The sequence below is a fragment of the Streptomyces synnematoformans genome (genome assembly GCF_039531005.1).
GTDB lineage: Bacteria > Actinomycetota > Actinomycetes > Streptomycetales > Streptomycetaceae > Streptomyces > Streptomyces synnematoformans.
Genome location: NZ_BAAAPF010000274.1, coordinates 4,753 through 9,567 on the forward strand (window position 1 = coordinate 4,753; position 4,815 = coordinate 9,567).

Sequence of the window (4,815 nt, forward strand, 5' to 3'; positions counted from 1 at the left end):
CCCCGAGCAGGTCCGGGGCGCAGCCCCGAGCAGGTCCGGGGCGCAGCCCCGAGCAGGTCCGGGGCGCAGCCCCGAGCAGGGCCGGGGCGCAGCCCCGAGCAGGGCCGGGGCGCAGCCCCCGGGCGGGAGGGTGGGGCCTACGAGCCCAAGCCGCCGTCTGCGTCGTTGCCCTGCACCGTCTCGCCCGCTGCCTCGCTGCCGCCGTCGACCTCGCCCGCCGTGTCCCCCGCGGACTCGCCGCCGTCGGCCTCGCCGCCGGCCGGGTCCCCGGTGGTGTCGCCGGTCGCGCTGCCCTCCGTGCCGCCCTCGGACGTGCTGCCGCTGCCCTCGCTCGTCGTGCCGCCGACGTCGTCGCCCGGCTCGGTGGGCGAGCCGGTGGGGCTGGTGGGGTCGGTCGGGGAGTCCGTCGGGGAGGTGGTGGGCGGGGGCTCCTCGGTCTCCTGGTACGAGGGCTCGCCCTCGTACGTCGGCTCCTCCTCCGTCGGCGTCGGCTCGTCGTCCTCCGTCTTCTTGTCCTTCGTCGGGGACGGCTCCGACGACGTCGACGACGGCGGCGGCTTCTTCGGGCCCTCCTCGTCGCCGCCGCTCAGCGCGAAGGCCACGCCCAGCACTATGGCCGCCACCGCCAGCGCCACGATCGCCCACTCCTTCCCGCGCGGGCCGGGGTCGAAGCCGCCGCCGTCCGGCCCGCTGACCCGCAGCAGCGGCTGCTGCTGGATGTCGGCGCCGGCGCCGGCCAGCGCCGTGATGGCCGCGGTGGCGCCGACGGCCGGGGTGCCCATGGGCGGCGTGCCGCCGACGGCGACCGCGCCGGTGTCCCACGTGCCGGTGTGCGGGCCGACGTCGCGCAGCATGCGCAGCGCGTACTGCACCAGCCCCAGCATCTCGTCGGCGGTCTGGAAGCGGTCGTCGGGCTCCTTGGCCAGCGCGCGCATGGCGAGGCCGTCCAGCTCCGGCGGCGCCTCGCCGCTGATCTGGGACGGCGGCACGGCGTTGTCCTGCGCGTGCTGGTAGACGACGGACAGCGGGGTCTCGCCGACGAACGGCGGCCGGCCGGTCAGCAGCTCGTAGAGCAGGCAGCCGACGGCGTAGAGGTCGGAGCGGGTGTCGACGGCGCGGCCGAGGGCCTGCTCGGGGGAGAGGTACTGCGGGGTGCCCATGACCATGCCGGTCTGGGTCATGGTGGAGGCCGCGCCGTGCAGCGCGCGGGCGATGCCGAAGTCCATCACCTTCACCGCGCCCGTGGTGGTGATGATGACGTTCGCGGGCTTGATGTCGCGGTGGACGATGCTGTGCTGGTGGCTGTAGGCCAGCGCCTCCAGCACCCCCGAGATGATCAGCAGCGCCTGGTCGGGCGGCGGGATCTCGGCGCCGGTCAGCAGCTCCTTGATCGTCCGGCCCTCGACCAGCTCCATGACGATGTACGGCACGGTGCTGCCGGCGACCTGGTCCTCGCCGGAGTCGTAGACAGCGACGACCGCGTGGTGGTTCAGGCCGGCGACCGACTGCGCCTCGCGCGTGAAGCGGGCCTTGGACACCGGGTCCTCGGCGAGGTCGCTGCGCAGCAGCTTGACGGCCACCTCGCGGCCGAGGCGCACGTCCTCCGCGGCGAAGACCTCGGCCATGCCGCCGCGGCCGAGGCGGCGGGTGAGGCGGTAGCGGCCGTCCCCGACGAGACCGCCGACGCCCCAGTTCTCCGGCGAGTCGGGCATACCGCCGCTGCCCGGCCCTTTCGCCGACGGCTCCTCCGGGGGCTCCGTCTCTGACATCAGTTCCTCGCCGTGGTTCGGTGGTCCGTCCGGTATGGGGAACGCTACCTCCTGCCCCTGACTACCGGTCCTGCTGAACGGAACATGCAACCGGGTCGGGGGGTTCGTGCGCAAATCCCGGACCCGGCGGCGGGGGTGTGGGTAAAGGGGGCGCAAAGGGACACCGCAGGGGGGCAGGTGGTCACGGAACGGGCAACCCGCTTGACCTCTCCTCTCCCTGAGGCAGACTTTCAGCATCAAGCCAGCACCCGGGGGAGAAACGAGCATGACCGAGCACGGCGGCCAGGACGACTACGCCGGTCGATCCGTGGGGGGCGGCCGCTACCGGCTCCTCGACCTGCTGGGCACCGGCGGCATGGCCTCCGTCCACCTCGCCCACGACACCGTGCTCGACCGCCAGGTCGCGGTGAAGACGCTCCACACGGAGCTGGGCCGGGAGGACTCCTTCCGCGAACGGTTCCGCCGCGAGGCCCAGGCCGTCGCCCGGCTGTCGCACGCGAACGTCGTCTCCGTCTTCGACACCGGCGAGGACCGCTTCGCCGTCGAAGGCGAGGCCGGCGGGCCCGTGCCGTACATCGTCATGGAGTACGTCGAGGGCCGGCCGCTGCGCGCGGTGCTCGACGAGGACGTCGCGCGGTTCGGCGCGGTGCCCACGGAGAAGGCGCTGCGCATCACCGCCGACGTGCTGGCCGCGCTCGACGCCAGCCACGAGATGGGCCTCGTCCACCGCGACATCAAGCCGGGGAACGTCATGATGACGCGCCGCGAGCAGGTCAAGGTGATGGACTTCGGCATCGCGCGGGCCGTGCAGTCCGGCGTCACGTCGATGACGCAGACGGGCATGGTCGTCGGCACCCCGCAGTACCTCTCCCCCGAGCAGGCGCTGGGCCGCGGCGTGGACGCCCGCTCCGACCTGTATTCGGTGGGCGTCCTGCTCTTCGAGCTGCTGACCGGGCGGCTGCCGTTCGACGCGGACTCGCCGCTGGCCATCGCGTACGCGCACGTGCAGGAGCCGCCGCCGGCGCCGTCGTCCATCAACATGACGATCCCGCCGGTCGTCGACGCGCTGGTGGCACGGGCGCTGGCGAAGAACCCGAACGAACGGTTCAGCAGCGCCGAGGAGATGCGCCAGGAGGTGCGCCACGCGGGCGGTATGACGCCCCCGGGCGCGATGCCGTCCGTCATCGGCGGTGAGCACGCGCGCGACTCCGGCGCGGGCGTCGGCTCGTCGGTGTTCCCGCCGGTCAACCCGTACCAGTCGCCGCCCCCGGCCGGTGCGGCCACCCCGTACCAGCCGATGCAGCAGGGCGGCTTCGGCCCGGCGCAGTCGGGGACGGGGGCGCCGATGGGCCCGGGAGGGCCGGGTGGCCCGCCGGGGCAGCCCCAGCCCGGGTACTCGACGCCCCCGCCGTACACGATCAACCCCGCGCCGCACGGCGGCGGCAGCGGCGGCTCCGGGGGCAACCGGAACGTGGCGCTCATAGCCCTGACCGTCGTCGTCGCCGTCGCGGTGGTGGCGGCGGCCGTCATCATCGTCGCGCTGAACGGCGGGGACGACGACGGCAAGCCCGAGGCCAGGCAGAGCAGCCAGACGCAGCAGCAGACGACCGACCCCGGCGCCGACAGCGGCGGCGGTGACGACGGCGGCGCCACCGGAAACGCCGAGGCGGACTTCAAGCCGCCGGACCGGTCCCGCACGATCGACAAGACCCGCTGCACGGACCCGCTGACCGACGCCAACAACGAGAACCTGGTCCGCGTCCCGGACTTCACTTTCAAGGACTACGAGTCGGTGCGCGAGTGCATGCGTGCGGCGAACTGGTCGTACGAGGTGGACGAGGAGCCCGACGAGCTGTGGGGCAAGGACACGGTGCTGGAGCACAACTTCGACGGATACGACGACTACTTCGACCCGTCGAAGGACAAGATCGAGCTGGTCATCGCGACGGGGTACCCGGAGTAGGCCCTACCGCGACCGGCGGGCCGGGTCCGTACCGCGGTACGGACCCGGCCCGCTGTCATGCGGTGTGCGGCTGCGGCTGTGCGGCGTGGGGACGAGTCGGACGGATCTGACGGATCGGTGGGATCCGTCGGATCTGTCGGATCGGTCAGAGGTACGGGCCGCCGGTGCGGCCCTGCTCCGGGCCCGCCTCGCCCTGCTCCTCGCTGCCGAGACCGGGCGGCAGCGCCCGGCGCATCTGCTCCAACTGCGCCCGCGCCGCCATCTGCTGCGCGAACAGCGTGGTCTGGATGCCGTGGAAGAGCCCTTCGAGCCAGCCGACCAGCTGCGCCTGCGCGATGCGCAGCTCCGCCTCGGTGGGCACGGACTCGTCGGTGAACGGCAGCGTCAGCCGCTCCAGTTCGTCGATCAGGTCGGGGGCGAGGCCGTCCTCCAGCTCCTTCACGGAGCTGGCGTGAATCTCCTTCAGCCGGGCGCGACTCGCCTCGTCCAGAGGCGCGGCCCGCACCTCCTCCAGCAACTGCTTGATCATGCTGCCGATGCGCATGACCTTCGCCGGCTGCTCGACCTTGTCCGTCAGCGGGGTCTCGCGGGCCTCCTCGTCCGCGCCGCCGTCGCCCGGCGCGACGGTCCCGCGTGCCATGCCGTCAGGTCCGACCACCACCACCTGGGGGGTCTCTGACGGCCGCTCGTTGCTCGGAGTATTCATGCGTCCATTGTCGCGCACGAGCCCGGCGGCGGGGCTCCCGGGATCTTGCGCGGACCGGCCGCCGGGCGGGCGGCCGGTCGGGTGCCTGCTCGGGGCGCCCGCTCGGGGTGCCTACTCGGGGTGCCTGCTCGGGGCGGGGGCGCGTCAGCGGCGGCGGAGACGGAGGGCGATGTACGCCAGGCCCAGGCCGGCGAGGGCCATGCCCGTGCCGAGGGGCAGGACGCGGTCCGCCGCGCCGGAGGGGTGCCGCCGGGCGGGGTCGGTGGCCCCGGCGTGGGCGTCCGGTACGAAGGTGAGGCTCTGCGCCGGGTCCGGGGTGGGGTCGGTGCCGGTCACGGGGGCGTTGCTGCTGCGGTACGGGGCGGGGTCGCGGGGGG

General features: G+C 73.9%; 3 protein-coding genes and 1 pseudogene. 1 reads left to right on the top strand and 3 read right to left on the bottom strand.

All coding sequences use genetic code 11. From position 1 onward, the window contains the following. Positions 1-137: 137 nt before the first annotated feature. The gene (locus tag ABD317_RS28745) at positions 138-1,769 is read right to left on the bottom strand and encodes a protein kinase domain-containing protein (RefSeq protein WP_344293442.1); all 1,632 of its coding nucleotides are present in this window, start codon (positions 1,767-1,769) and stop codon (positions 138-140) included. Positions 1,770-2,034: 265 nt separating this feature from the next. Here ABD317_RS28745 and ABD317_RS28750 point away from each other — a divergent pair, with 265 nt between their 5' ends. Then, positions 2,035-3,732 carry a protein kinase domain-containing protein gene (locus tag ABD317_RS28750; RefSeq protein ID WP_344293444.1) on the top strand — a complete coding sequence of 566 codons (1,698 nt, stop codon included), beginning with the start codon at positions 2,035-2,037 and terminating at the stop codon, positions 3,730-3,732. Between the two features lie 145 nt (positions 3,733-3,877). On the opposite strand, the gene ABD317_RS28755 is transcribed toward ABD317_RS28750, so the two are convergent. Then, complete coding sequence (locus ABD317_RS28755) at positions 3,878-4,438, bottom strand: proteasome activator (RefSeq protein WP_027756855.1); 561 nt, start codon at positions 4,436-4,438, stop codon at positions 3,878-3,880. Between the two features lie 144 nt (positions 4,439-4,582). Further along, positions 4,583-4,815 (bottom strand): annotated as a pseudogene (locus ABD317_RS28760) (hypothetical protein); the annotation flags it as partial.

Bases quoted from the DNA above. Each gene is read 5' to 3' on its own strand.
- ABD317_RS28750 (WP_344293444.1), top strand. From the start codon at position 2,035: ATGACCGAGCACGGCGGCCAGGACGACTACGCCGGTCGATCCGTGGGG.
- ABD317_RS28755 (WP_027756855.1), bottom strand. From the start codon at position 4,438: ATGAATACTCCGAGCAACGAGCGGCCGTCAGAGACCCCCCAGGTGGTG.
- ABD317_RS28745 (WP_344293442.1), bottom strand. From the start codon at position 1,769: ATGTCAGAGACGGAGCCCCCGGAGGAGCCGTCGGCGAAAGGGCCGGGC.